General features: G+C 46.0%; 1 protein-coding gene. It reads right to left on the bottom strand.

Going from position 1 to position 556, the window contains the following annotated elements:
• Positions 1-226 precede the first annotated feature (226 nt).
• The coding region (locus tag HA050_RS22010; RefSeq protein WP_205836563.1) for a hypothetical protein at positions 227-556 on the bottom strand (330 nt) is incomplete at its 5' end.

The raw sequence follows: 556 nt of genomic DNA, 5'->3' as shown, positions 1-556 counted from the left end.
CACTCACACTCATCGACTGTATTTTTTTAAAGATCGTTTCGCTGCTTCTGCATCACTTCGTTTCCGTGTGTGCTGCAGCGAGAGGCCGAACTATACCGGCGACACTCAAACCGGTCAACCCCTTTGCGAAAACAAAACCAAACAAGTTAGTAAGCCATTGATTTTATAAGGAGCTATTTTTATTTTTTAGCACAGAAATCATTTTCAGAGTACCGTATCAACCACATCAATTGGCATAAGATCCTTCAAATAAGGACTCTTCGGTGATATTTATCCTTGAGAAGCGGCTCAAAAAGCCGATCCAAAAACAACTCAACCTACAGCCCGGTAAAAACATCAGCTTGAACTCATGCAAGCATGATGGAAGCCCCCCCCCTCCAGAGTCGAACCCAAGTACTGAGCGGTGAATAAACACATAGCGAGGCGCAACTCCATTTCTTCCGCGCAAAGCAAAACCCCCGCCTCTTTCGAGTACGGGGGTCTTGTTACGGCTTAGGGTGTCTGGCAATGACCTACTTTCACACAGGTAATCTGCACTATCATCGGCGCTAAGGTG

This window comes from Iodobacter violaceini (assembly GCF_011601265.1).
In the GTDB taxonomy this organism is placed as follows: Bacteria; Pseudomonadota; Gammaproteobacteria; order Burkholderiales; family Chitinibacteraceae; genus Iodobacter; species Iodobacter violaceini.
The sequence above is the reverse complement of the archived record's forward strand: the minus strand, read 5'-3'. Positions and strand labels throughout refer to the sequence as shown.